The 24754-nt window shown below is 62.2% G+C and carries 19 protein-coding genes; 13 read left to right on the top strand and 6 right to left on the bottom strand.

All coding sequences use genetic code 11. The features are described 5' to 3' along the window. Positions 1-9 precede the first annotated feature (9 nt). From FFS45_RS03020 to FFS45_RS03010, 3 genes are all read left to right on the top strand, one after another. Positions 10-2052 (top strand): arabinofuranosidase catalytic domain-containing protein, encoded by a 2043-nt coding sequence (locus tag FFS45_RS03020; RefSeq protein ID WP_137953220.1) that lies wholly within the window; start codon positions 10-12, stop codon positions 2050-2052. A 344-nt stretch (positions 2053-2396) separates the two neighbouring features. After that, a complete protein-coding gene (locus FFS45_RS03015) occupies positions 2397-2885 on the top strand; it encodes a helix-turn-helix domain-containing protein (RefSeq protein WP_137953219.1) in 489 nt (162 codons plus the stop codon). Continuing rightward, positions 2882-4153, top strand: coding sequence for a HipA domain-containing protein (locus FFS45_RS03010; protein ID WP_137953218.1), 1272 nt, complete (start codon positions 2882-2884; stop codon positions 4151-4153). Before FFS45_RS03015 ends, FFS45_RS03010 begins: the two co-directional genes overlap by 4 nt. A gap of 75 nt (positions 4154-4228) precedes the next feature. On the opposite strand, the gene FFS45_RS03005 is transcribed toward FFS45_RS03010, so the two are convergent. After that, the gene (locus FFS45_RS03005; protein ID WP_137953217.1) at positions 4229-4813 is read right to left on the bottom strand and encodes a glutathione S-transferase N-terminal domain-containing protein; all 585 of its coding nucleotides are present in this window, start codon (positions 4811-4813) and stop codon (positions 4229-4231) included. A gap of 97 nt (positions 4814-4910) precedes the next feature. Between FFS45_RS03005 and FFS45_RS03000 the strand changes: the two genes are divergently transcribed. Together FFS45_RS03000 and FFS45_RS02995 are read left to right on the top strand one after the other, a co-directional pair. Continuing rightward, positions 4911-5279, top strand: a complete 369-nt coding sequence (locus FFS45_RS03000) for a helix-turn-helix domain-containing protein (RefSeq protein ID WP_137953216.1) — start codon at positions 4911-4913, stop codon at positions 5277-5279. 346 nt (positions 5280-5625) lie between these two features. Continuing rightward, a complete protein-coding gene (locus tag FFS45_RS02995; protein WP_249362570.1) occupies positions 5626-6324 on the top strand; it encodes a DUF5672 family protein in 699 nt (232 codons plus the stop codon). Between the two features lie 84 nt (positions 6325-6408). Here FFS45_RS02995 and FFS45_RS02990 read toward each other — a convergent pair whose 3' ends face one another. Then, positions 6409-6921: a hypothetical protein gene (locus FFS45_RS02990; protein ID WP_212745686.1), complete on the bottom strand. Its 513-nt coding sequence runs from the start codon at positions 6919-6921 to the stop codon at positions 6409-6411. 473 nt (positions 6922-7394) lie between these two features. Here FFS45_RS02990 and FFS45_RS02985 point away from each other — a divergent pair, with 473 nt between their 5' ends. Beyond that, on the top strand, positions 7395-12098 hold the full coding sequence (locus FFS45_RS02985; RefSeq protein ID WP_137953214.1) for an autotransporter-associated beta strand repeat-containing protein: 4704 nt from the start codon (positions 7395-7397) through the stop codon (positions 12096-12098). A gap of 55 nt (positions 12099-12153) precedes the next feature. On the opposite strand, the gene FFS45_RS02980 is transcribed toward FFS45_RS02985, so the two are convergent. The 4 genes from FFS45_RS02980 to FFS45_RS02965 are packed head-to-tail and all read right to left on the bottom strand — an operon-like array spanning position 12154 to position 15409. Beyond that, a complete protein-coding gene (locus tag FFS45_RS02980) occupies positions 12154-12810 on the bottom strand; it encodes a DapH/DapD/GlmU-related protein (RefSeq protein WP_137953213.1) in 657 nt (218 codons plus the stop codon). A gap of 45 nt (positions 12811-12855) precedes the next feature. Then, positions 12856-13656 (bottom strand): phosphonate ABC transporter, permease protein PhnE, encoded by an 801-nt coding sequence (phnE, locus tag FFS45_RS02975; RefSeq protein ID WP_137953212.1) that lies wholly within the window; start codon positions 13654-13656, stop codon positions 12856-12858. Next, complete coding sequence (gene phnC / locus FFS45_RS02970) at positions 13653-14513, bottom strand: phosphonate ABC transporter ATP-binding protein (protein WP_249362568.1); 861 nt, start codon at positions 14511-14513, stop codon at positions 13653-13655. The genes phnE and phnC overlap by 4 nt, the downstream gene beginning before the upstream one ends. After that, complete coding sequence (locus FFS45_RS02965) at positions 14510-15409, bottom strand: phosphate/phosphite/phosphonate ABC transporter substrate-binding protein (RefSeq protein ID WP_137953211.1); 900 nt, start codon at positions 15407-15409, stop codon at positions 14510-14512. The genes phnC and FFS45_RS02965 overlap by 4 nt, the downstream gene beginning before the upstream one ends. Before the next feature lie 1147 nt (positions 15410-16556). On the opposite strand from FFS45_RS02965, the gene FFS45_RS02960 reads away from it, so the two are divergent. From FFS45_RS02960 to FFS45_RS02930, 7 genes are all read left to right on the top strand, one after another. Beyond that, positions 16557-19226 (top strand): TonB-dependent receptor, encoded by a 2670-nt coding sequence (locus FFS45_RS02960; RefSeq protein ID WP_137953210.1) that lies wholly within the window; start codon positions 16557-16559, stop codon positions 19224-19226. Positions 19227-19516: 290 nt separating this feature from the next. After that, on the top strand, positions 19517-20029 hold the full coding sequence (locus FFS45_RS02955; RefSeq protein ID WP_137953209.1) for a hypothetical protein: 513 nt from the start codon (positions 19517-19519) through the stop codon (positions 20027-20029). A 52-nt stretch (positions 20030-20081) separates the two neighbouring features. Beyond that, positions 20082-20300, top strand: coding sequence for a hypothetical protein (locus FFS45_RS02950; RefSeq protein ID WP_137953208.1), 219 nt, complete (start codon positions 20082-20084; stop codon positions 20298-20300). A 445-nt stretch (positions 20301-20745) separates the two neighbouring features. Beyond that, entirely contained in the window at positions 20746-21606 is an 861-nt protein-coding gene (locus FFS45_RS02945) for a polysaccharide deacetylase family protein (protein ID WP_137953207.1), read from the top strand. After that, positions 21603-22781, top strand: coding sequence for a glycosyltransferase (locus FFS45_RS02940; RefSeq protein ID WP_137953206.1), 1179 nt, complete (start codon positions 21603-21605; stop codon positions 22779-22781). Before FFS45_RS02945 ends, FFS45_RS02940 begins: the two co-directional genes overlap by 4 nt. 135 nt (positions 22782-22916) lie before the next feature. Further along, positions 22917-23375, top strand: coding sequence for a GNAT family N-acetyltransferase (locus FFS45_RS02935; protein WP_137953205.1), 459 nt, complete (start codon positions 22917-22919; stop codon positions 23373-23375). 189 nt (positions 23376-23564) lie between these two features. Further along, complete coding sequence (locus tag FFS45_RS02930; RefSeq protein ID WP_137953204.1) at positions 23565-24719, top strand: peptidyl-alpha-hydroxyglycine alpha-amidating lyase family protein; 1155 nt, start codon at positions 23565-23567, stop codon at positions 24717-24719. Positions 24720-24754: the final 35 nt, after the last annotated feature.

Raw genomic sequence — 24754 nt, 5'->3', positions numbered from 1 at the left:
GAGGAGGTCATGATGTCCAGAGGAATTGGATTAATTGCTGCTTTGTTGGCGATGACTGTCGCGCTTGCCGCGTGTGACGGGGGTACCAGCTCCACGTCTGCGGGGACTCAGGCGATAGACGCGTCGACCCAGAATTCGTCGCCGGTGACAACGCCAACCCAGTCGACTGCGAGCACCTCGGCGGCGGAGTCATCACAGTTGCCGCTGCCATGCGACGCCGCGGCCGCCGCCAATACGCCGTGTTCCGCGGCTCACAGCGTGACACGCCTGTTGACGAAAAACTACAGTGGCCCGTTGTTCCAGATTCAACGTGCGTCCGATAACGCAACGCAGAACATCTACCCGTATACGTGGGGTACCTTGCCGAATGGCGCTGACCCGGCGCTGATCGGCTCGGCCAATGCCAGAAGCGCCAACGCGTTCTGCAGCAATACGTCTTGCTCGATCACCTACATTTACGATCAGATCGATCTGGTTGCACCGCTCAAAGGCGGGACGTTCGGCAATGTGACGGCCACGCTCACGCTCAATCAGAACGGCACAGAATCTCTGAGCGTGCCGAATGGCGGTACTGGATCGCAGGCAACGACGACCGTTCCGGTCCTCAACGGTTTTGCGACGATTACCCTTCCTGGAACCGCGGGAACGCTGACCGTGCAACTGCAGCAGCCCCCCACGGCGCTCACCACGCAGTCGCCGACGCTTCAGGTATCGATCGGCAACGACTTGCCGGCGCTTGCCGGTACGCCCGCCAAGCTGAGTTTCGTGCAGTTGCATGGCGCGCAGGTTCCGGTTCTCGCGACTTTGGCCGGGCAAGCCTACCGCAACAGGTTCGGCACGGTTAACCAGTCGATCGGCGACACGGAGATCGCCGAATATATGGTGGCAGGGGCACACTACGATCAGTCGTCGACTTGCTGCGGTACCTACGGAAATATGGAAAGCAGCGCGAATTCCAGCACCTATGCGCACGGCGAAGTCGAAGGCGAGATGTTCGCGCTGGCGTTCTCGAACGGCGCCGCAGCGGTGTTCGGCTATTGCGATGGTGATTCGGACCAGGCGCCTAATGTAAAAGACCCCGTATGTAATGGACTCGACGTCAACTGGCCAGGGGTGGACGCCGAAGCGGGCGTCTATCTCTACGGTCCGCAGCAACCGGCGAGGGAGAAATTTGTCACGGTGCTCTCCAAATACTCACCTGTGACGGCGTCGAATCTCTTCGCGGTCAAAGGCGGTTCGGCTTCGCAAAGTGTACTCACGCCGGTGTACGACCAGGCTCCCCCGGAAGCCTATAACTTTGGCAACGATGCGGGTCATGCCTTCAATGGGCAATGGCAGGGAGGGCTCTCGCTTGGCGAAGGCGGCGACGGCAGCGCTGCGCCTATCCAGTTCTCCGAAGGCGCAATCATCACCAAGGCGACCTCCGACGCGACCGACAACGCCATTCAGGCCAGCGTGGCGAGCTTCTACGGGCCGCCGGCCGACAAGACTGCTGCTGCCTGCTATGCGGACAACCTGGTCAATTCACCGCTGAGTCTTGCGACGCCGGACGCATGGAGCCAGTCGAATGGCGGCACTGCTGTGCCTGCAACGGATATCACGGGAAGCAGCACGCTTGCGGCGACGGTGACCGGCACCAATGGGTCGCCTGTGGCCAATATCCACGAAATCATCAGGGTGCAGGGCGGACAAAACTACAGCTTCACCGACTACGTTCTCGCTACCACCAATGCAACGGTCTTTCCCGGTGGCTCGGTACAGACCGATGACGCGAACGGCACTGAATTCGCCTGGGTGTTGAATACGAACACCGGTCAGGCGGTGAGAGGGACGTGGGGCGCTGGGCAAGCGAGTTCGGTGAGCGCCGTGAAGGTGGGGAACTGGTGGAAAGTGACCATGAGCTTCACGGCGCCTGTGGGATCGAATAACGCCTCTGTCTTTATCGATCCGCCGACATCGAATGCTGCTGGAGCCCGGTCGCAGCAGGCGGACTATCTGGGGGCGACGCATTATTGCCCAGGCCTCGCAATCGTGACTGCTTCGGCGACCTAGGTTTGCAGCGCGAGGACTGTGCACGGTGATGCGGGTGGCGCTGGAGCGCCGCCCGCACATGAAGCGCGATGGAGGCGGTGAAGGGGCAGTGCGCTGCCCCTTTTTCAATCTGAACGCCCGATACGCTACGGCGGCTCGGCTGGCCGGCCTCAGCCGTATCGCCAACCAGATGTTTATCCTTTGAAGATGCTAATATTTTGGCTATTTTTAAGGAATATAGCCAAAATATTAGCACTTTCGGTGCTCTGCCAGCTCCCTCTCTCCGCCTATCCGAGCGCGTGGCGAGTCTCAAATATGCTAATATTCTGGCTAATTTAGGCCAAAATAGCAGGAATATTGGCACGATGGCTAAGAAGACGGCAGTGCTCTTACCGTATGCGGACCGCTTGCTTGCCGAACTGGGTGAGCGGCTGAAGCTCGCGCGCCTGCGCCGTAGGCTGACTGCCAGGCAGGTCGCGGAGCGGGCGGGTATGTCTCCGATGACGCTTCGCTCGCTGGAGGCCGGTAGCTCGGGGGTAACGATCGGAGCCTATGTTTCCGTCATGCAGGTCTTGGGACTCGAGAAAGATCTGGCAAAACTGGCAGCAGAGGACGAACTCGGTCGTCAATTGCAGGATGCAAGCCTGGTGAAGCGAAGCACTGGGCGAACCGCACGTCCCGTTGTCCGTAAGAGTCTGGTCGCAGAGGGGCAGCGAGTGGGTGCAGCAGGCAAGCAAGAATCACCAGGGAGTGCGAAGGGAACTCCAGCGAAATCACACGGCACCACGGCGGTGGATCTTGCTTCGCTTCTGAAGCCGGTCAAGAGAGCGCGCGCAGAGCACGGGAAAAAATGACCATGATCGGCGTGTATGCTGACTGGGACGGACTGCGTGAGCCTAAAAAGCTCGGGCTTCTGCATAGCCGTAAGTCCCGTGCGAGCGAGCTATTTGAGTTTCAGTATGACCCTGCAGCCTTGAGTGACCACGACCTCGGCCAATTGCAGCTCGATCCCGGGCTTGGATTGTTTGAAGGTCCCCAGTATCCGGTCCCGCCGCAGGACAAGTTCGGTGTCTTTGCGGATTCGAGTCCCGATCGATGGGGCCGCCTGCTCATGGATCGCAGGCTCGAGCGGGACATTCGCACCGGCCTCCAGCGTAAGGATGTACGGCTCTACGAATCGGACTACCTGTTGGGCGTGCATGACCTCTATCGTGTAGGCGCCTTACGCTACAAATTTGATGATGCTGGCGAGTTTCTCGATGACCGGATTGGCGAGGCGGCTCCTCCGTTCACCGAAATTCACGATCTGGAAAGCGCAAGCCGCGCTTTGGAGGATGACCCGGATAACGTGGCTCTGGAGGGGCAAGACTGGCTGAGAATGCTGATTGCCCCTGGTGGTTCGCTCGGCGGCGCCAGACCCAAGGCAAGCGTCGCGGACGACAGTGGGCGTTTGTATATCGCCAAGTTTCCGAGTACCCGCGACGACTACGACGTCGGCGGGTGGGAGATGGTCGTCAATGCTCTCGCCCTTGGCTGTGGCCTGAATGTGGCCGTCGCCGAAGCCCGCAAATTCGCCAGTGACTACCATTGCTTCATGGTCCGCCGGTTTGATCGCACCGAGCAAGGCCGACGCCTTCACTTTGCCTCGGCGATGACCATGACTGGCCATGTCGACGGTGACGATGCCTCCACAGGCGCCAGTTATCTGGAACTGGCCGAGGTTCTCATGATGCGCGGAGTGCAAACCAATGCTGACTTGCGCGAGCTATGGTCGAGGATTGTCTTCAACATCCTCGTCTCGAACACCGACGACCATTTGCGTAACCACGGTTTCATTCTGGTTCCGGGCGCCGGATGGCGACTCTCCGAAGCCTATGACATGAACCCCGTCCCGGTTGCCGACGGTCTGAAGCTCAATATCACCGAAGCCGACAATGCCCTGGATCTCGATCTGGCGCGAGAGGTAGCCGAATATTTCCGGGTACGCCTGAACGATGCCGATACGATCATCGAAGACTTCCGGAGCACAGTTAGCCAATGGAGAATCATTGCGAATGGGCTCAGGCTTTCTGCTCGCGAGCAGGATCGAATGGCCGGTGCTTTTCGCCTCGCGGATGGTTAAAGAGGGTGGGGCCTGGCGCGGGCGACGTGCGCCAGTGAATGAACACCCGGGCAGTGAGCCGCTTACCCATCACATTCAGACAAGCCCTTCCTCCGCGAGCGCCTGCGCGACGGACGGCCGCTCCTTCATCCGGGCAACATAGTTTCCGAACGGCCCGGATACTCCGATTCCGTGCCTGTCCGCCCACATCAACATCACGAACAGGTATGGGTCGGCGATAGTCATGCGCTCACCCGTCAGGAACGGCCTGTCACCCAGTTGCCTGGCGATGACGGCGAAGTGCCTGACCAGCATCTGTCCTGCGTGGTCCTTTTCGGCCTCGCTCGCGCCCTTCCAGAATGGCTTGAAATTGCCGTGAATTTCACTCGTCATGAATGAGGTGGCTTCGAGCGCGTGCCAGCGTACCGGGCCGTCCTCCGGGAGCAGTGCGTCCGCCCGATGGGCAATGTAGACGAGAATGACGAGCGCTTCCGTCAGCACCGTTCCATCGTCGAATTCCAGTGTCGGCACGAAGCCCTTCGGGTTGATCTTCATGAAATCTCGCCCGTCCGAGGTTCGCTTGTCGCGGGTGATGCTCACCAGTTCGTAAGGCATTCCCGCCTCGATAAGCGCAATGTGGACAGCGAGGCTGCAGGCACCGGGGTGGTAAAAAAGCTTCATAATATTCTCCGCGATGTGGGGTCTGGATGGTTGGCCAGCACCCAGTATGTGATTTCTCGCGGTTCACCAAAAACGCATATTTTCAGGACCAGGTCATATGGATGTGCCCACGCAGCTTGATGCGCCCAGCGATTGCCGCGGGGTCAGCGAGATCCTCAGCCGGGTTGGAGACAGGTGGACGATGCAGGTGGTGGTAGCGTTGCGCGACCAGCCGCGGCGTTTCAACGACATCAAGCGCCATGTGAGCGGTATCTCGCAGCAGATGCTGACGCGTACGCTCAAGACGCTCGAACGCGACGGCATGGTCGAGCGCACGGTACGCGCCACTACACCACCGCAGGTGGACTATGCGTTGACCGCACTCGGGCGATCGCTATCCGAGCCGGTTCGGCAGTTGGCACTCTGGGCGCGTGCGCATCGCACCGCCATTCAGGACAGCCGTTTGCGATACGACGCAAGCCGTTGAGGCAGCCTGGGCGCATGCAGCTGATTCGCCGGCCTGCGCCTTTGCAGCAAAAGCTTTCGAAATCTTGCTATTGAGTCCCCGTTACTCTTGCGAAACACTGTCTGGTTGGTTGCGCTCGCAATCTTTCCGCTCATTGCGGACTACCCAATCGAACCACTAACCGTCAGACATGCCCGATTTCAGCCAGATAACGATCGTTTCGGTAACAGGATTGCCGGATGCCCAAGGCGCTGCATTTGCTCTCACTCTGAGTCAACGCCAGATGCCCGGTGCGCGCGCTTTGCTATGCAGTCCAAACGCGCCCCGGAATAGGGCTGAGGGAATCGAACATCGTGCGATTGCCCCCATGAACTATCACGAATACAGCTGGTTCATGATGTTCGCACTATGGCGCCTGATTGAAACGGAGTTTGTACTGGTGGTGCAGGACGACGGCTGGGTGCTCGACACAGCCAATTGGGGCGATGACTTTCTCAACTACGACTATGTGGGTCCGACGACTCACGTTGGCCGGGTCGACAATGCACAAGGTACGAAGTGGCTTTACAGGTACGACTGGAACCACGAGCTGGGCAAACCCGGCACCACTGTCATGCCTGTATTGAACGGCGGTTTCAGCCTGCGCAGCCGCCGCATGCTACGTGCGCTAGTCGATCATCCCGAGATAAAGATGGAGATTCGACCGCCGGATACGGTCGAAGGCGTCCCTTTGCGGATGAACTGGGCCAATGGTGCGCTAAACGAAGATGTGCAACTGACGGCTGTCATGCGGCCGTCACTCGAAGCAGCCGGTCTGAAATTCGCGCCGGTTGATCTGTGCCTGCAATTCGGCATCGAGCACGCAGGGTACATCAACGCCGATACGGATCTGATGCAGCTTTTCGGCCATCATTGCAGATGGCGGCGGCTGGTGAGCATCGATCCGCCTGTTGTCCGCTACACGGCCAGGAAGAGCCGGGTCAAGAACGGCTTTCGCGAAATGGACATTGCGCAGATGCTGGAGCAGCGCGGTTATCGCCTCGAATTCCCGCCAGAGCCTGCATAGTGGCGCGCAGCGCTCAACCCTCCTGCCTCGTCAAAAACATCGCAATCTACCGGCTGACACGCGGGCGCGGCGCCGGCGAAGCGCTCACGCCTGCGTGTTGACAATGCCCGTGGTCTGGCCCGACGACAGCATCAATTGAGCCAGTTCCGCCGTGGCCATCTGGATGGCCGCGGAAATCGAGCTTGCCTCAGTGCTGGCGCCGCTCGCTGCCGTGTTCGATGCGGCCTGGGGGTCTTGCGCGCCTTGGGTGCCCTGCGCCGGCTGCTGCGAGCTATGCGCGATCTGCTGCTCGACCTGTGCGAGCTGTGCCTGCAGCGATTTGATGAGTTGCTTCAGCTTCTCGATCTCCGATTCCGTCGAGCTGCTGCTACTGCTCGCGCCACCGCCGCCGCCACCTGCGGCCTGGGTTTTGCCAGTACTCGTCGATGAACTGGTGGTCGAACTCGAACTGGTGCTGGTGGCGCTGCCGCTGTTCGATGCTTGTGCCGGATCGGTCGTAGCTGTGGTCGCGGACGTGGCGGACGTAGCGGGCGTCGAAGACGTTGCCTGCGTAGCGGCCGTGCCGCTGCTGACGGAGAGCGAATTCTGGATCTGCATGGTCGGAGTAGGGTCCGTTACGGTGAGTGAAAAAAAGCCGCTAATCGGGTTATCGGCTAATTGACTGGATTTCTTGAGTGGTGGCGGATTGCCCGCTGCCGCTCCGGATCAGCCACTGTGCGGCACCTGAATCCGAATTTAAGAATTTCCGGCTCTACACTACTGTGATTAATGCAGCAATTCAGAAAAACCGCCGTACTGGATTACTTTTGAAATCCGGCGCGGCCTTATCGTCGCCTTCGCGCGCTACCCACGCCAGTGCTGCCTTCGGCGCCCGCTGGATCCCACAAATCCGGCGGGTCAAAGCATTACCCCATATCGCTTTTAACACCGGGCTTTAGATATTGCGTAGATCCTGCCATAATCCGAACCACAAATTATTAACGTAACACGCAGCTTATTAAAACCTTACACATTCCAATCAAATAAAGAAAGCGCGCAGGTTGCAGGTTTCTAAATTATCGGGGGTAGGCATGCACCGCAGTCGTCGGGAAACGCAGATCGAAGCGCCGAAGTTCGTGCCCGTCATGGGCGTTTTTTTCGCTCTCGTGAGCGCCGGCATTATCCCTGCGCATGCCACCTGCAGCGCAGCAGGCAGCAATGTCAGTTGCTCCGGTGTCGCCAACCCTCTTGCGCCGAGCTACGCGAACGGCACCAGCAACCTCAATGTGACCGTCAACTCCGGCGCGAGCCTCGGTGTGCTGCTCGGGGTCGGCGGCACTGCGATGTCGTTGTCGGGCAGCGGCGTCACGGTGACGAACAATGGCGTGATCGACCCGGCCGCACTTGGCGACGGGCTGGGCGTCCTGTCGAGCGGCCTGCTCGTGGGCAACGCGTCGGCGAGCACCACTACGGTGACCAATAACGGGACTCTGAACGGCTCGACCGGCGTCGCGCTGAGCGGCGTCACCGGCATGGCGCTCGGCGCCGAGAACGGCGCCGGCGGCGTGACGAACATCACCAACACCGGCACCATAGGGTCGACCGCGCTGGTCGGCGCCACGCTCACCGGCGCGGATGCACCGGTCGTGATGGCCTACGGTGGCGCCCAGGTCAACTTCAACAACAGCGGTACGATCGATGGCCGCGTGGCGTTCCAGGCGTCCGGCACGCCCGGAACGGGCAACACCTTCGTCAACTCGGGGACCATCAACGGCAGCGTGTCGCTGGGAGCGGGCAGCACCAATACCTTCACCGCCACGACCGGCTCGTCGGTGAACGCAGCCGGCGGCACCGGCACCGCGATCAACGTGAGCGTCGGCGCCGCAACGCTGGAATTTGCGGCGACCGGCACAGTGGACGGCGGCGCCGGCGGCAACAATACCCTGGTGCTGCAACAGAACGGCGGCGGCCCGGCGAGCGGTTCACTCAGCAACAGCAGCTACGTCAATTTCCAGCACCTCGATATCGCCAGTGGCTCGTGGAGCGTCAGCGGCGCGGGAACCTACCAGGATGCGACGCTCAGCGGCGGCGTTGCGATCATCGACAACAACACGTCGCTCGGTACCGGCACGATCACGGGTAACGGCGGCGCGATCCAGGCCGCTGTCCAGGGGCTCAATGTTTCCAACACGGTCACGCTCGGCGCGGGCGGACTGGCGGTCCAGGGGAGCAACGGCATCACCCTGTCGGGCACGATCGGCGGTTCGGGCTCGCTTAGCCAGAACAGCACTGGTACGTTGACGCTGACGGGAGCGAACACCTATACCGGCGGCACGAACCTCGACAGCGGCACGCTCAGCGTCGGCAACGGCCTGGCGCTCGGCACGGGCAGTGTAGCGGTTAACGGTTCGGCGACGCTCGACTCCATCGCCGCCGTTGCGCTTGGCAACAATATTGAAATCGTTAGCGGCAGTGTCCTGACGCTTGGCGGAAGCAACAATCTGATGCTCGCCGGCACGATCTCCGGCAGCGGCGGCCTGACCTTGAACGGCCCCAGCACCACGACGCTCATTGGCGCGAACACCTACACCGGTGGCACGACCGTCAATAGCGGCACGCTCGCGATCGGGGCAGGCGGGAGCCTTTCTGCAGCGGGCGCACTGAACCTCGTGGGAAGCGGCGCGGGCTTCGACATTAGCGCCGCCGGCAACCAGACCATCGGCGCGCTGAGCGGCGGCAGAGGTTCGTCTGTCTCATTGGGCGGGTACACGCTCACGTTTGGCGATAGTACGAACCAGACCTTCGGCGGCAATATCTCGGGCACCGGTGGCCTCATCAAACAGGGCAGCGGCACCGAGACGCTGACCGGGCCGAATGTCTACAGCGGCGGTACGACTATCGAGGCCGGCACGCTTGCGCTCGGCGTGGGCGGCAGCCTTGCTTCCAACGGTTCGGTGAACCTCACGGGCGCTGGAGCCGGTTTCGATATCAGCGCGGCGGCCAGCCAGACTATCGGCGCGCTGAGCGGCGTGAGCGGTTCCAGCGTGATGCTCGGCGCGAATACGCTCACGCTTGCGGGCAGCACGAGCCAGGCGTTTGGCGGCAGCATCTCCGGCACCGGCGGCCTGATCAAGCAGGGCAGCGGCACGCAGACGTTGGGCGGCGCCAGCACTTACACCGGCGGCACGACCATCGAGGCCGGCACGCTTGCACTTGGCGCAGGCGGCAGCCTTGCCGCCACCGGTTCGGTGAATCTTGCGGGTACGGGAACGGGCTTCGATATCAGCGCGGCCACCAATCAGACGATCGGCGCATTGAGCGGCGCGGCAGGCTCGAGCGTGACGCTCGGCGCCAACACGCTTACTTTCGGCGACAGCACCAACCAGACCTTTGCCGGCGTGGTCACCGGCGCGGGTGGCCTGATCAAGCAGGGCAGCGGCACCCAGACCCTGAGCGGCGCGAATACCTATAGCGGCGGCACGACGATCGCCAACGGCACACTGGCGATCGGTTCGGGCGGCAGCCTTTCGTCGAGCGGCACGGTGAGTCTCACCCTCGCCGCCGCGGGTTTCAATCTCAGCGCCGCGAGCGGCGGTCAGACGATAGGCGGATTGAGCGGTGTCGCCGGTTCGAGCGTCGTACTGGGCGCCAACGCGCTGACCATCAACGGCAGCACGAGCCAGACTTTCGCAGGCGCCATCAGCGGCAGCGGCGGCTTGACGAAGCAGGGCAGCGGCACGCAGACGCTAAGCGGCGCCAGCACCTACTCCGGCGGCACGACGCTCAGCGGCGGCACCCTGGCGATTGCGCAGGACACGAGCCTCGGGGCAGCCTCGGGCGCCTTGACCTTTAGTGGCGGAACGCTGCAGACCACCAGTACGCTGAGCAGCGCGCGCAATGTCACGCTGGCCAGCAACGGCGTCTTCAACACCAACGCCGGGACGAACCTGACGCTCTCCGGAACGGTGTCGGGCAGCGGCGCGCTCGTCAAGGCGGGCAGCGGCACGCTCACGCTGAGCGCTGCGGAAACGTACAGCGGCGGCACCACGATCGAGGACGGCACACTCGTGGTCGCGAGCGGGGGCAGCGTCGTGGGTGCGGTCATCCTGGCCGGCCCGGACGCCGTATTCGATCTCGCAGCAGGCGGTACGCAGAGCGTCGCCAGCCTGAGCGGCGCGAGCGGCAGCAGTGTCGCCATCAATGGCGGCACGCTGAGCCTGAACGCCGTTGCTAACCAGACGTACAGCGGCGCCTTTACCGGAGCCGGCACGCTGCTCAAGCAGGGCAGCGCCTCGTGGATCCTTGACGGCGTCAGCACCGGCTTTACCGGTACGACCGAAGTCGCCAACGGCCTGCTCGAAGTGGGCGACATCAATACGCCTACTGCCGTGCTGGGCGGCAATGTGTCCGTCGACAGCAACGGCACCTTGCGCGGCCACGGCACGGTCGGCGGCAATGTCGTCAACAACGGCACTGTGATGCCGGGTGGCTCGATCGGCACGCTGACGGTGAGCGGCAATTACAGCCAGGCGAGCAGTGCGACGCTTGCCATCGAAGTCAGCCCGAGCGCCGGCTCGTCGCTCAATGTGGCCGGCGCGGCCGTCCTGAACGGCGCGCTGGCGATCGTCTACGATCCGGGCACTTATGCGGCGCGCCAGTACACGATCCTGAGCGCCGCGAACGGCGTGACAGGACGTTTTGCCAGCGCGAGCAGCACCGCGCAGAGCGGCGCCAGTCTCGGCTCGCTACAGCAATCGGTCAGCTACGGCGCCAACGCTGTCGATCTTGTGCTGAGCGACGCACAAGCCACTTCCCCTGGCAATTCGACCACGCCCGTGACTCCAGTGACCCCCGTGGTGGTGGCGCCGGTCGGCACGAGCATCTACACGGCGCTCGGCACGTCGGCGGCAATCGGCGCGCAGTCGGCCAACGCGGCGCTGCTCGAACGGCTCAGCCATGCCTCGACGGGCGCAGGCGCCGCGCCGGATGGCTGGGTAAGCGCGACCGGCGCACAGACCAAGGTCGACGGCAACGGCGCACAGCCAGGCTTTCAGTCCGACCAGTATGGCTTCATGGCGGGACTCGACCAGACCCTCGGCGCGTACACCGCCGGCGTGGCGGCGGGCTACACGCACACGGATACCGACGAGCAGGGCACGGGCGACTCCGGCTCTATCGACACCTTGCGGGTGGCGCTGTACGGCAGCCGTTGGCTGGGCCCGGTCGGGGTGTCGGCCACCGCCGGTTACGGCCTCGACTTCCTGTCGCAGAAGCGGCCGTTCGGCTCGATCGGCACGGCCGAAGGCGATCACATGGGGCAGGAGTTCACCACCGCCGGGCAGGCGAGCTTGCCGCTCACGCTCGGCAGCGTGGTGCTGACCCCGCGGCTCGGCTTGCGCTATGCCTACTTCCACGGCAACGGGTTTGGCGAAAGCGGCGCAAACGGACAGGATCTCTCGGTGGGCACCGACAATGTTCACAGCCTGCAGCCGTATGCCGAGGTGACGCTCGACAAGTCGTTCGGCAATGCATGGAAGCCCGTGGATGTGCAACTGCGGGTCGGCTACGCACACGAAGTGCTCGACACCAGCCGGACCATGACGGTGACCGCGCAGGACGGCACCGTCTTCGCCGCGCCCGGCACGACGCTGCCGCGCAGCTATCTGACGACCGGCGTGAGCGTGAGCCTGCAGCCGCTCAAGGCACTGACGGTATCGCTCGGTTACGACGCCTTGATCAACACCGGACACACGTCGGCGCAATCCGGTAATGTGCGGGTGGGGTATAGCTTCTGAGCGGTATGCGGCGCGTGGCGGGTTTGCCTCGCAGGATCGTCACGCGCCTGCCGTCTCAACGATGGTATTTTTCCGCGAATTCGAGCGCGCTGAGTTCGCGGAAATCGCCTAGCGCAGCGTCGATCTGCTCGGCGCTCCAGTCCCACCAGGCGATCTGCTGCAGACGCTCTGCCGTCTGCTCATCCACGCGAAAGCGCAGCACCCGCGCCGGCACACCCACCACGATCGCGAACGGCGGCACGTCCTTCGTCACCACCGCACCCGAGCCGACTGCTGCGCCGGTGCCGATCTTCACACCCGGCATGACGATCGCGTCGTGGCCGATCCAGACGTCATGACCGATCTCGACACGGTCCTGCGCACGCCACTCGAAGATGCCGGAGTCGTCGTCGAGCGAGAAACCGTACGAGCGTGAGCGATACGTGAAGTGGTGCAGCGTGGCGCGCCAGGCAGGGTGGTTGGGCGGATTGATGCGCACGCCGGTGGCGATATTGGCGAACTTGCCAATATGCGCATGAGCGATCTGATTGTCGCCCATCGCATAGCCGTAGTCGCCGAGTATCGATTGGGCGACATGGCTGCGCGGCCCAAGGTAGGTATAGCGGCCAAAATCGCTGGCGCGCACCAGTGACGACGAATGGATCTCCGGTTCTACTGTCAAGGTACGGCCAAGCGTCCAAGGATCGGTTGGGACGCCATGATCAATAAGCATGCAAGTTCTCGTGATTCGATAAAGAGGGAGAGGGGATGGGCCGCGTCAGGCGACCAGACTACGCAGATAAGCTGAAACGCGTTCCGCGCACGCAACCAGCACAAAGGTGGCGATCAGCAGAAACGACACGGTCTGGTACTGGAACAGGTTCATTGCCGTGAGCAACTGGAAGCCGATCCCGCCCGCACCGACGAAGCCCAGCACCAGCGAGGAGCGCAGGTTCTCGTCGAAGCGGAACAGTCCGATGCCGAGCAGCGAGGGCAGCACCCCCGGCACGACCGCGTGACTCAAGACCTGCAGGCGCCCGGCGCCGGTCAGCGTAAGCGCTTCGACGGGGCCCATATCCATGTCTTCGATCACTTCGGCGAAGAGCCGCCCGAGCATGCCGATAGAGTGAACCGCCAGCGCCAGCGCACCCGGAAACGGCCCTAGCCCCACCGCCGTGACGAACAGCAGCGCCCACACCAGATCCGGCACCGCGCGGGTCACGCCGATAATCGCCCGTGCCGTGTAGTACAGCGGCTTGGCCGGCGTCACGTTGGCGGCGGCGAGAATTGCCAGCGGGAAGGCGAGCAGGACGCCGAATACCGTGCCGAAAATCGCCAGGTCGATGGTTTCGAGCACCGGCCACAGATTCGGCACGAACTGATCGAAAGCGGGCGGCATGGCGCGCGAAATGATATCGGCCATGCCGTGCGCGCCGGTGACCAGATCCTGCGGACGCGCCTGCACGACAATCCACGCCTGCACGAACAGCGCGAGCACGACGACGATGGCGCATACCGACCAGAAGCTTCGCATTCCCGATGAGCTCGCCGGGGTGCGCATATCGAGTACCTTATTCATGCAGCCTCGGCCAGATAGAGGCTCGCAATCTGCTGACTGGAGACGGCCGACGCGGGCTTGTCGAACTCCAGTTGTCCGCTGCGCAGACCTACCAGCCGGTCGGCATAGCGGGTGGCCAGATCGGGCTGATGCAGCACGCAAACCACCGCGAGTCCATCCTCGGTGGCGAGGCGCCGTAGCAGCCGCATGACTTCGTCAGCGGCCTCGGGGTCGAGGCTTGCGACGGGCTCGTCGGCGAGCAGGACGTGCGGGCGTTGAGCGAGCGCGCGCGCCACGGCCACACGCTGGGCCTGGCCGCCGGAAAGCGTGCCGGCGCGCTGGCCGGCCAGATGCAGCAGGCCGACTTCGTCGAGGTAGGCGCGGGCAGGTTCGATCTCGTCGCGTGGCAGGCGTCCGAGCGCGGTCGCGACGGTGCGGTGGCGGCCCAGCGTGCCACAGCAGACGTTTGCCAGCACGCTGCGGCGTTTGACCAGATTGGCGTTCTGGGAAATCAGCGCGAGCGGCAGGCGGGCTTCACGCAAGGGCTTGCCAGAAAGCTTGGCCAGATCGCGTCCGGCCAGCTCCACTGCACCGCCGGTGGGCCGGTTCAGTCCCACCACGCACTTCATGAAGGTGGACTTGCCGCTGCCGTTGCTGCCCAGCACCACCACCATCTCACCGGCCTTGACCGACAGGTTGAGGTTGCGCAGCGCGGTATGACCGTTGTCATACCGCATGGTCAGATCACGGACGGCGAGCTTGACGCCGGGCGCGAGCTTGGCGCGTTGCGCCGTGCCCGGCATGCTGGAACCGGCCGCTACGAATGCCCCTACCGGGTCGAGCGGCAGATCGCCGGAAGCGCTGGACAGAGTATTCACAGTTTGGCCAGGTCGATATGGAGCGTGGAGACCAGATCGCGAATCTGGTTGTAGGCGGCATCCGTCTGCGGCACCGTCTTCAGTTCAGGCGTCTCGTTCGCGGCCATGAATTTCTGGTCGGCCTCCGGCAGTTGGCGCAGATCGAGCGAGTTCAGCACGCTCGCCAGACGCGCCTTGAAATCTTCCGGCAGGTCGCTGCGCACGGCGAGCGGATCGAGCGGGATCGGCTCCGATTTCCACAGCGTCACGTAAGCCGCCGGGTCGTACTCGTTGTGCAGCTTGGCGCTGGCAATCTCTTCGCTGTTCAGTTCGCCGGCGTCGACCTTATGGTTGCGCAGCGCTTCGAACGAGGCGGTGTGGCTGCCCGCGTAGATCGCCTTGACGCCCTTGTCAGGATCGATACCGTTCTTGCTCAGGCCATAGGCCGGGAACAGATGGCCTGAAGTGGAGGCCGGATCGGCGTAGGCGAAGGAGTGGCCGTTGATGTCGGCGAGCGTCTTGATGCCCGAGCCGGGCCACGTGACGATGGACGCGTAGTAGGTGGCCGGTTTGCCTTCCGCGCCGGCAAACGTGGCGACCGCCTCAGCGTGCGCGACCTGATGGGCGAGCACATATCCGAGCGGGCCGAATTGACCGAATTCGAGCTTGTTGTTGCGCATGGCTTCGATTTCGGCGTTGTAGCTGGTCGCGACGTAGATCTGCACGGTGCAGCCGAGCTTGTCGCCGATCATCTTGGCCAGATCCGTGTACACGGGCAGCATGCGTTGAGCCGACTCGTACGGTTCGACGCCGAAACGGACCACGCCGTCGTTCGGGCAGGTGCCTGCCGCATGTGCCGCACCGCAGACGAAGCCAGCCGCTAGCGCCGCAGCGGTAAAAACTTTGGACAACTTCATATTTTCCTCAAGTTATATTTGAACCGCACCGAACCGCTCGATGATCGATACCCTGCGCTTGCTACCCGTTTCAAGGGGCGCTGCACCGCTGCTCCGGAGCCGCCATGTAATCCGGACCATTCTAGGAATCTCATATGACACATCGGTGTACGTATAGAGACGTCTAGATGAATTTCTGGCGAACCCAATTGAACCCAATTGGAAAAATCCAGCAGGATCGCGGGCGCGTAGTCAGACGAAAGAGCCACCGGCGCGTCCCGTCCGGCGTCAGGCATGGAATCTCACAACATCTAATCGTCTAGACGTATAGGGATGTAACCAGAGCGCTAAAAAGGGCGCGCTTCACGAATCCGTCACGGCCGACGCACGCAAACCCGTCACAGCGAGGCTATTGAAACCGATGGTAATGACAAGACCGTGACATCCGCAGACAGGGAGGTGCGTCTGCGGCCGGAGCGGCAGGAAGGGCGGGGCGCTGAGCGTCACGAACAAAAAAAGTCCGCCTTACGGTCATAAGGCGGACTAGAACAAGTGTTTTACGACCACTGCAACGAGTGAGGAGGCAGTGTGAGCGCATCGTATGCCTTCAGGCGGACGGATAGGGCCGTACGTAATGTGACGTAAGCGATGGACGTCTTCCAGGGCCGCATCTCGTCGATCCGCCAAATCTTTCTGTCGAAAGGTAAGACGGCGAAAGGAAAAAGCGTGGCTTAAAACGCGACAAACATCAAAAAAAGTTTGATGACGGGTTTGTGACTTGATAACTTTCCCCTGCCGCACGAGCCCCGCGTCTAGAGGGGGCATGTAGCCATATGGTTCGTATGCCGAATCATTGATCGATGCCGTGCCACATACGGATGGCATCCGGTATCCACGTTTCTATCGCCATAAGTCCGCCGGGATTCGCCAGTCATTGAGGTGAAGGACGCTGCACGCGTATTCGCCAGACAGAGGTGTGTTTCGGAAAAATCGAAAGGACGAGGCAATGAAAATGTAATTAGTACTACGACACGTAATGAGAAGAAATGAGATTGTAGTTTCGGCATGAACGACCGGACCACGCGCCGGTCGTGCTTGCGGATCGGGGTGACGAGTCCACAAGGCTTTTCACTATGGCTGTGGTCCCTACTGACAAGAGAGAGGGGAAATGAAACAACGGGGTTTGACGCTCGCTATCCAGCGAATTGTTTGGGCTGAACTGGCGCTCACGGCGGTCTGCGGCGCGCCGGCCTATGCGCAAAGCCAACCGGCGGCGGCTGCCGACGCGGCTTCGGCAACGCCGGCCACTGCGGCGCCGGCAAAACCGGCTTCGGCCGCGGCCAGGCCGGCCGCAGCAACCGCAGCCTCCGCAACGGCCGCCTCGACCAGCGGCAAGTCGAGCGGTGCGGTGGCGCAGTTGCAGAAATTCGAAGTTACCGGCTCGCTGATCCGCAGTGCGGACAAGACGGGCTTTAACCAGGTGCAGACGATTTCACAGAAGGATATCCAGGACAGTGGCGCCACCACGGTATCGGATTTCCTGCGCTCGACCAGCGCCAACTCGGCGAGTAGCTGGAGCGACAGCACGGTGAACAACCTCGCGCCCGGCGGCGCGGGCATCGCGCTGCGTGGCCTGAGCGAGAAGTACACGCTGGTGCTGGTGGACGGCCAGCGCGCCGCACCGTACGCGTTTGGGTCGAACGGTACCGACACGTTCTTCGACATCAACACGCTGCCTGCGAACATGATCGACCGCATAGAAATCGTCAAGACCGGTGCGGTGTCGCAATACGGCTCGGACGCGATCGCGGGCGTGGTCAACATCATTACGAAGAAGGACTTCCAGGGGCTTCAACTGGACGGCAGCATCGGCGGCGCACAACACGGCGGTGAAGGCACCACGAACTTCAGCATACTGGGCGGCTTCGGCAATCTGACTTCGGACGGCTTCAATATTACGGCTGCGGCCAGCTACTACCGCACCAGCGGCGTGACCATGGATGAGCGGGGTATTACGAGCAACCAGGATTACTCCGGCGAGAACGGCGGTTACTTTTCGCAGCCCAGCTCCTACTGGACCACGGCAAACGGCGTGCAGGCGCTCAGCGATTGCAGCGCATCGGGCGGCAAGGTCACGTCGGCGTTGAACAACATCCAGACGGAAGAGGCCGGGACAGTCTGCTCCCGCAACGGCGCGAGCGCGCAGTCTATTGCCCCGGAAGCCGAGCGCACCAACGTGAAGGTGCATGCCGATTTCAAGATCAACGATAACGTTCAGGCGTTTGCGGACGTCTGGGACAGCTACAACACCACGCGCCTGCTCCAGGGTCTCGCCGGCTTTACCTCGGGCGACAACCTGGGAACGACGCTGTACGAGAACGGTGGCGTCGTTTCGGCGTTCCCTGCCACGGTGGGTGGAACCGGGCTCACCTACTATTTCCCCGAAGCACAGTCGGTGACCACGGTCTCCAACTTCTATCGCGTTTCGACTGGCCTGAAAGGCAGCTTCAGCACGGAGAAGCTCGGTGACTGGGACTGGACGACGTCCTACGGCCACTCGGAAGACGAAGTGTCCAACTCGTATGGCAACCAGATCAACGCCTCGGTCCTCTCTAGCTATCTGAGCAGCGTGACGACGAGCACGTTCAGCTCGAATACGCTTAACTCATTGCCGGGCCTGTTCGGCACGTCGCAAGATCAGGCTATTTCGAAGCTCGATACGCTCGACGCGACGATCTCGACGGCGAACCTGTTTACGCTGCCGGCGGGCAACGTGGGCCTCGGTTTCGGCGCGCAGTTCCAGCATCAGAGCGAATATATCGGGGCGGGCTCCACGGCATACCTGAGCCCGATTACGCAGGCGGTAGACGGCGAGCGCAACGTTGCGGCGGTTTACTACCAGATCGACGTTCCGATCCTGCGCAACCTGACGTTCAGCCAGTCGGGGCGCTACGACCATTACGACGACTTCGGCGGGGCATTCTCGCCGCGCTTCGCGTTGCGTTACCAGCCGGTCTCGATGCTGACGATGTATACGTCGTACGACCGCGGCTTCCGCGCGCCGACCCTGATCGAAACGTCGGAAAAAGCCAATCTGGTCTACCAGACCGTCAACGGACAAAATGTCAACGAGAACGTGATCGGCAATCCGAACCTGCAACCGGAGCGCACCAAGAACTACAACATCGGCTTTGAGCTGTCGCCGACCCGTACCACGGACATCGGCCTCGACTGGTACAAGATCGACGTCAGCAACGTGATCGGCGAGGAGAGCATTGCGTCGCTGGTGGCCGCGAACCCTGGGCAGTCGGTCTATAACGTAGCTTTCGAGAATCTGTCGTACCTGCATACGGACGGCTTCGAAGCGACGTTCAAACAATCGCTGCCGACCAAGATCGGGACCTTCACGTTCTCGGCCGACTGGGCCTACGTGTGGCACTTCACGATGCCGAGCAACGGTGTTGCCGTCGACTATGCGGGTAACAATGGCGCAATCGACACGGTATTCGGCGCGGCGTTCCCGCGCTGGAAGGGCAACACGGATCTGAGCTGGGCGTATCGCAAGTGGACCACCACGCTGAGCTGGCAATTCACCGGCCCGTACGCGCAGGCGATTGAATCCGGCTCGCCGGCGGTGGCCTCGTACAGCCAGTTCAACCTGTACACGAGCTACTCCGGTTTCAAGCACTGGACCCTTTACGCGGGCATCAACAACATCTTCAATCGCGCACCGCCGTATGACCCGGTGTGGCAATACGATAACCGCAGCTACTACGATTCGTCGCTGTACTCGTACATTGGCCGCTACGGTCAGATCGGCGCGACGTACAAGTTCTGATGCCCTGGTAGAGGCGCAATGAACACACCGCTCCGGTTCCGCGCCGCGGGACCGGAGCGTTTTTGTTTGCGTGGCGTGCGAGCCGCGCGTGCCGGGTGCGCCCAGGCCAGGAAACGTTTCGTAAGCACTGTGAGGCGAGGGCCTTTTTTTCGGGTCTAGATACCTCCCAAGACGACTATTCTGCCCTCACGCGAGCAGCATCCCTCGGTGTGACCGGGGCTGCCATGAGCCCGCGTGCAGCCCGAGTGCGGTCTGCTGCAATCAGATCAATTCCTCGTCCAGGGTGAGTCATGTCTACATCGAATACTGCCTTTCCATTCATTACCCGCTTGTTTGCAACGCGATCGAAACTCGTGTCGATCTGCGCATTCGCGGCATGCGCAACGTTCGCGGGCACGGCGTCGGCGGCAAGCTTCCATTGCACCAGCAAGGCTTCGGCGTCCGAGAAGATTGTCTGCCAGGACCCGCAGCTCTCCAGCCTCGATGACCAACTGGCCGCGTCTTACCAGCGCGCGGTAGCGGCAAGTCTCGATCCGCGCTCGGTGGAATCCGCCCGCATCGAACAATGGCGCTGGCGGCAACGCAACTGTACCGACAAGGCCTGCGTGCTGAGCTGGTATCAGCGGCGCATTGCCGAGCTGGATGCGGACTATGGGCAGGCGAAGCAGGCGCAGCACGACGCGTTCGAAGCGTCCTTGACCGAGCAGAAGCTGGCGCCGACGGCTGCCGACGCGGTCAGGCAGATGAAGAGCGACTCGCTGGTGGCGGCAGCAGCACCGGTGGCGGCCCCGGCTCCGAAGTGAACGCAGCGTGCTGCGCATGGATGGGCGGGAGGCGGATAGAGGATCGAAGCTTATGCGCCAGGGGCCGTCGGTAAGGCTCGTCGTTTCCGTCGAGGATGGGCCCGAAGATAGCGTGGGCGGTATCGTCGAGCTGAGCGGGCGGAAGGTGGGTGTCTGGTACTACGATGCAATGTCGAGCCAGGTCGTGACGCGCGCCTTCCGCAACAAGGTTGTGACCGGCAGCGTGGCTGAGGTGGTCCGTCAGTTGCGACGGCTCGCGCTGCGGGTGTAGTGCTTCAATGAGCAGAGGCACGGGATCGCGAAGAGACCTCAAGATACGACAAGAAGTGTGCGTGCCACACGACATTAATTGACACAGTGGGACTCGGCGTTGCGCTTGCGGCGCCGAGTCCCATTGCTGTTTGCGTCTTCAGTGGATTTGCGTATCCGCTCTTTCAACGGTATCCGGCCGGGTGCGGCCCAACTTCGCCCGCATGATCTTTTTGTCGAGATTGATGGGCGTTTTTGACATTGCGACACAAATCTCCACAAAGCAACCATAGATCGCAGAGTTTGTTCACTCTAATATTAAATCAGATTACATCGTAGTAATGGCATCGACCGTGCGGGAAGGCCGCCATGGGCGGTCTTTTGCCCGGAGAAAACGCAACTCCGCGTGATATTAACCGGCATTTTCGATCCGCAATCGATAAAGCACCTTTTGGTTTGAATAGTAAATGATACAAACGACTGAATCGTTTGCGAAATCGATACCGGTACTGATGTATCACCACGTTTCACCGGCCGGTGGGCCGCTCACCATTTCGCCGGAGAACTTCGAGTCGCAAATCAGGTGGCTGGCGAAGAACGGCTATGTCACGCTAACGGCAGATGAATTCGCGCGCTTTCTGCGCGGCGCGCCGATGCCGGCTAAATCCATCGTGCTGACATTCGACGACGGCTATCTGGACAACTACGTCCACGCGCATCCGATTCTCCTGCGCTATGGGCTCAACGCCATCATGTTTCTCGTCACGAGCCGCGTCCATGACGGCGCGTTCCGCTCGATCGGCGCGGAGCTGACGGCACCGGCACGTACGCACCAGGCCTGTGAACGGCTCGTGTACGACGGCCGCGCAGACGAGGTGACGGTGCGCTGGAGCGAAGTCGAACTGATGCGCGCCGCAGGCACCTTCGAATTCCACAGCCACACGCATAGCCACCTGCGCTGGGACCAACTGTGCTGCGACGCCGCCAGCAAGCGTCAGCAGATCAGCGCCGACATCGAGAAGTCGAAGGCGATCCTGAACGAACGCCTCGGCTCGGTCTCGCGCCACCTGTGCTGGCCCGAAGGCTATTTCGACACCGACTATATCGATGCTGCCAGGGCCGCAGGGTACGAGTATCTCTACACGACCCGCAACATGCGGCGCAATGTGCCGGGCGGCGACACCTATCGCATCCATCGCCTCGCCGACAACGGCAAGGACGCGCAATGGCTGGCGCGAAAGGTACATCGCTACCAGGACCCCATCTGGGGGCGTGCGTATTACTGGTTCAAGCGAGCCAGACACTTCCGGAACGAAGCGTGGTCATGAGAATCCTTTATACGAACTTTCATTCGGGTGATGGGGGCGGCCATACCACCTACATCCTGAGCCTTGCCAAAGCGCTGAGCGCACGCCATCGCGTGACGATCGCGGCGCCGCTCTCGAGCCGGCTCTATCTGAGCGCGAAACAGATTGCCGGTGTCGAAGTGATTGCGCTCGAGTTCCGCAACAGACTGGGCGAGATGGTCGGATCAGGCTGGAAACTGCGCCAGTTGATCGAGAACCGGCGCTTTGACATCGTGCATGTCAACGGCTCGGCCGATCACCGCATTGTTATGCTGGCGACGCTCGGCTTGAGACGGACCCGGCCGCGCATCGTCTTCACCAAGCACAATGATCTGCCGGTGAGCGGTTTGAGCACGTGGCTCAAGGGTAAGCTCGGCACCGATTCGGTGATCTGCGTGTCGGACTACACACGGCGCCGGCTCGCCAAGACGGTCTACGACCGCAAGGTGGTGTGGGTCGTGCACCATGGCATCGATCTGCACCGCTTTGCGCCGGTGCGAGCCGAAGTGGTCGAGCGGTTGCGTAACCGCTGGTGCCCGGTGATTCCGCGCGACGCGCTGCTGGTGGGTAGCGTCGCCGGTACCGATAGCAACAAGGGCTGGCTGAATATGGTAGCCGCGGTGGCGTTGTTGCCGGCCTCGCAACGCGAGCGGGTTCGCATTGTGGTTGCCGGCCGGTTGCCCGATGCGCAGCAACGCGCGCGAGTCGCCGCGCTAGGCATGACGGATCATGTGATATTCACTGGCGTGCTGAGCGACGTGCGTCCGGTGGTGGCGGCGCTCGACGTGGGTTTCGTGCTGTCGAAGCGCGAAACGCTGTCGTTTGCGTGCCGGGAGATGATGGCGATGGGCAAACCCGTGATCGTCTCCGACGCCGGCGGCCTGCCGGAGAACGTGGAAGCTGGCGTGGACGGGTGGATCGTCGCGCCCCACGAGCATGAACGCATGGCGCAACTGTTGGCGCGTCTGCTCGGCAACCGGCTGGAAGTGACGCTGGCAGGCATGGCAGCGCGGGCGCGCAGCGTTGCACAGTTCTCGCTGCAGATGTTTGCAGAGCGCACCGAGGCGGTCTACCAGGAATGTCTCGCGCGAATTCCGCCCAGCTTCGGCAACGGCGGCGCCGCTGAATGGAGCACCGTTCAGCGCCACTCCAGCTAGCACGCTCCAACTGCCGCCTCGATCCTGCTCGCACATCACGTTGTCGGGCCAGGATTGCCCGGCGCGTCTCTCGCCTCAAAACGTGTCAGACTCCGGGTTGCTTTGCAACCTCTTCAAGTCACGTGGGGCTTCCGCATGGAACAGATTGTTTTTCGCTCGGCCGTTTTCTCCGATGTCCCGGCCATTGTGGCCATGTTGGCTGATGACGAACTCGGCAGTCAGCGCGAGAAAACCGGCTTGCCGCTCGATGAGCGCTATGTCGCGGCGTTTCGCGCCATCGAAGCGGATCCCAATCAGCAACTGGTCGTGGTCGTTGACGGCGAGGAGGTGATCGGCACGTTGCAATTGTCGTTCATCCCAGGGATTGCCCGCATGGGTGCGTGGCGCGGTCAGATTGAAGCGGTCCGGATCGCCGCGCACCGGCGCGATTCGGGCCTCGGCCAGAAGATGTTCGAATGGGCGATTGCGGCATGCCGCACGCGTGGCTGCAATCTCGTCCAGCTCACCACCGACAGGAGCCGTGCCGATGCACACCGCTTCTACGAGAAGCTCGGTTTCGTGGCGAGCCACGTCGGCTATAAGCTTGCCTTGTGAGCCAGGGTGGGGCGCGTTAAGGTGAGCGTTAAGGTGAGCGCAACCCGTGCAGTTGCGCTGCATGTCCCTTGAAACATGGACTATAGTGAGAGCGGCGCGGCGCTCGGGCAGTCAGTCAGGAACCGGCGAAAAGCAAACAGCAAACGAAGCGCCATCGACCCAAAAGGGAATAACAAGGAGGCGACTTCAATGAACCACCCTCATTTGGAATCCTGTCCGTGCTGCGGGGACCTGCAGCAGCGCCTCGTCACCAGGCGGCGCTTTCTTGCTCTTGCCGGGGAGGGCGCCGCGGCACTCGCATTGATGCCTCGCTTCGGCTATGCGGAGACCGAGTCTGTTCCGTCGATTCGCTACGACTCGGTGCCCGACCCGGTGCAGTTGCCGCAGGATATCTACTTTGGGGAATGCTCGGGCGTGGCGCTCAATTCGAAAAGCCACATCTTCGTGCTGTCGCGCGGCAATACGAGCGGCCCGGCCTATGGTGCGGCCGCCGCGCAGTTGCTCGAGTTCGCGCCGAACGGCCGCTATATCCGCGAGATCGGCCGCAACCTGTATGCGTGGTCGTTTGCCCATACCGTCAAGATCGACGCGCACGACAATATCTGGGTGACCGACAAGGGCTCGGATATGGTGATCAAGTTCACTCCGGAGGGGCGCGTGGCGATGGTGTTCGGCCGCAAGCAGGAAGCGGCGGACGAAGACACCGCGCCGCTCAAGCATCCGAATCCGCCGTTGCCGGCCGAGCCGGGCCGCTTCCGGCAAGTGACCGACGTGGCCTGGGACGCAGCCGGCAACACCTACATCAGCGACGGCTATATCAACTCGCGCGTCGCCAAGGTCGACAAGGACGGCAACTGGCTCAAGTCGTGGGGCGAGCGCGGCACGGGCCCTGGCCAGTTTCACACGCCGCACAGCATCGCGCTCGATGCCAACGGCAGCGTGTATGTGGCCGACCGCAGCAACCGGCGCATTCAGGTGTTCGACGGCGAGGGCAACTTCCAGCGCCAGTTCACGATCGACGTGCCGGTCCCTCCCGGTGCGCGTCCTGCGATCGGCTATGCGCCGGATGAAGCCGCTATTGCCGCCGGCACCTTCGCACCGGGTGCGCCGTGGGCCATCGCCATTTCGCCGGGGCCCAACCAGGTGCTCTACAGCGCCGACGGTTTTCCTGGGCGCATTTACAAGCTCACGCTAGAGGGCAAGGTGCTGGGCGTGCTTGGCGAGTCCGGCAAGCAACTCAAGCAGTTCGGCTGGATTCATCAAATGGCCTGTCCCTCGGAGAATGTGCTGTTCGTGGCCGAACTGTTGAACTGGCGTGTGCAGAAGTTGCTGCTGCACGCTTGAGCGGGTCAGGGCCTCGCGCGGCGCGGGCGGATTCG

The sequence above is a fragment of the Burkholderia sp. 4M9327F10 genome (genome assembly GCF_005503145.1).
GTDB lineage: Bacteria > Pseudomonadota > Gammaproteobacteria > Burkholderiales > Burkholderiaceae > Paraburkholderia.
Note: the sequence above shows the minus strand (reverse complement) of the source record. Positions and strands in the feature narration are given on the sequence as shown.

Bases quoted from the DNA above. Each gene is read 5' to 3' on its own strand.
- FFS45_RS03020 (WP_137953220.1), top strand. From the start codon at position 10: ATGATGTCCAGAGGAATTGGATTAATTGCTGCTTTGTTGGCGATGACT.
- FFS45_RS03015 (WP_137953219.1), top strand. From the start codon at position 2,397: ATGGCTAAGAAGACGGCAGTGCTCTTACCGTATGCGGACCGCTTGCTT.
- FFS45_RS03010 (WP_137953218.1), top strand. From the start codon at position 2,882: ATGACCATGATCGGCGTGTATGCTGACTGGGACGGACTGCGTGAGCCT.
- FFS45_RS03005 (WP_137953217.1), bottom strand. From the start codon at position 4,813: ATGAAGCTTTTTTACCACCCCGGTGCCTGCAGCCTCGCTGTCCACATT.
- FFS45_RS03000 (WP_137953216.1), top strand. From the start codon at position 4,911: ATGGATGTGCCCACGCAGCTTGATGCGCCCAGCGATTGCCGCGGGGTC.
- FFS45_RS02995 (WP_249362570.1), top strand. From the start codon at position 5,626: ATGAACTATCACGAATACAGCTGGTTCATGATGTTCGCACTATGGCGC.
- FFS45_RS02990 (WP_212745686.1), bottom strand. From the start codon at position 6,921: ATGCAGATCCAGAATTCGCTCTCCGTCAGCAGCGGCACGGCCGCTACG.
- FFS45_RS02985 (WP_137953214.1), top strand. From the start codon at position 7,395: ATGCACCGCAGTCGTCGGGAAACGCAGATCGAAGCGCCGAAGTTCGTG.
- FFS45_RS02980 (WP_137953213.1), bottom strand. From the start codon at position 12,810: ATGCTTATTGATCATGGCGTCCCAACCGATCCTTGGACGCTTGGCCGT.
- phnE (WP_137953212.1), bottom strand. From the start codon at position 13,656: ATGAATAAGGTACTCGATATGCGCACCCCGGCGAGCTCATCGGGAATG.
- FFS45_RS02965 (WP_137953211.1), bottom strand. From the start codon at position 15,409: ATGAAGTTGTCCAAAGTTTTTACCGCTGCGGCGCTAGCGGCTGGCTTC.
- FFS45_RS02960 (WP_137953210.1), top strand. From the start codon at position 16,557: ATGAAACAACGGGGTTTGACGCTCGCTATCCAGCGAATTGTTTGGGCT.
- FFS45_RS02955 (WP_137953209.1), top strand. From the start codon at position 19,517: ATGTCTACATCGAATACTGCCTTTCCATTCATTACCCGCTTGTTTGCA.
- FFS45_RS02950 (WP_137953208.1), top strand. From the start codon at position 20,082: ATGCGCCAGGGGCCGTCGGTAAGGCTCGTCGTTTCCGTCGAGGATGGG.
- FFS45_RS02945 (WP_137953207.1), top strand. From the start codon at position 20,746: ATGATACAAACGACTGAATCGTTTGCGAAATCGATACCGGTACTGATG.
- FFS45_RS02940 (WP_137953206.1), top strand. From the start codon at position 21,603: ATGAGAATCCTTTATACGAACTTTCATTCGGGTGATGGGGGCGGCCAT.
- FFS45_RS02935 (WP_137953205.1), top strand. From the start codon at position 22,917: ATGGAACAGATTGTTTTTCGCTCGGCCGTTTTCTCCGATGTCCCGGCC.
- FFS45_RS02930 (WP_137953204.1), top strand. From the start codon at position 23,565: ATGAACCACCCTCATTTGGAATCCTGTCCGTGCTGCGGGGACCTGCAG.